The following is a 1,111-nucleotide window of genomic DNA, read 5'->3' as shown; positions in this document are numbered from 1 at the left end:
CGATGCCGTCCTTCTCCATCTGCTCGGCGATCTTCAGGGCCTCCTCGATCAGCGTCTCCACGATCTTCGACTCCGGCACCGTCTTGATCACCTCGCCCTTGACGAAGATCTGCCCCTTGCCGTTGCCCGAGGCCACCCCCAGATCCGCCTCCCGCGCCTCGCCCGGACCGTTCACCACACAGCCCATCACCGCCACCCGCAGCGGCACCTCCATCCCCGCCAGCCCGGCGGTCACCTCGTCCGCCAGCTTGTACACATCCACCTGCGCCCGCCCGCAGGACGGACACGAGACGATCTCCAGCCCCCGCTGCCGCAGATTCAGCGACTCCAGGATCTGCAGCCCCACCTTGACCTCCTCGGCCGGCGGCGCCGACAGCGACACCCGGATGGTGTCCCCGATCCCCTCGGACAGCAGCGCCCCGAAGGCCACCGCCGACTTGATCGTGCCCTGGAACGCCGGACCCGCCTCGGTCACCCCCAGGTGCAGCGGATAGTCGCACCGCGCCGCCAGCTGCCGGTAGGCCTCCACCATCACCACCGGATCGTTGTGCTTCACCGAGATCTTGATGTCCCGGAAGCCGTGCTCCTCGAACAGCGACGCCTCCCACAGCGCCGACTCCACCAGCGCCTCCGGCGTGGCCTTCCCGTACTTCTGCAGCAGCCGCCGGTCCAGCGACCCGGCGTTGACCCCGATCCGGATCGGCGTGCCACGCTCGCCCGCCGCCTGCGCGATCTCCTTGACCTTGTCGTCGAACTGCTTGATGTTGCCCGGGTTCACCCGCACCGCCGCGCAGCCCGCCTCGATCGCGGCGAACACGTACTTGGGCTGGAAGTGGATGTCCGCGATCACCGGGATCTGCGACTTGCGGGCGATGACCGCCAGCGCGTCCGCGTCGTCCTGGGTGGGGCAGGCCACCCGCACGATCTGGCAGCCCGAGGCGGTCAGCTCGGCGATCTGCTGCAGCGTCGCGCCGATGTCGGAGGTGCGGGTGGTGGTCATCGACTGCACCGACACCGGCGCGTCCCCGCCCACCGCCACCGACCCGACCTGGATCTTCCGGCTCGTGCGGCGCGGGGCCAGGGTGATCGGAACGGACGGCATGCCGAGAGA

The 1,111-nt window shown here is 69.8% G+C and carries 1 protein-coding gene; it reads right to left on the bottom strand.

Going from position 1 to position 1,111, the window contains the following annotated elements; all coding sequences use genetic code 11:
- Positions 1-1,102, bottom strand: a 1,102-nt coding sequence (gene ispG, locus JL475_RS39105) for a flavodoxin-dependent (E)-4-hydroxy-3-methylbut-2-enyl-diphosphate synthase (RefSeq protein WP_202282943.1), incomplete at its 3' end; no start/stop codon positions are given.
- Positions 1,103-1,111 lie beyond the last annotated feature (9 nt).

It is taken from the genome of Streptomyces sp. M2CJ-2, assembly GCF_016757295.1.
In the GTDB taxonomy this organism is placed as follows: Bacteria; Actinomycetota; Actinomycetes; order Streptomycetales; family Streptomycetaceae; genus Streptomyces.
The sequence above is the reverse complement of the archived record's forward strand: the minus strand, read 5'-3'. Positions and strand labels throughout refer to the sequence as shown.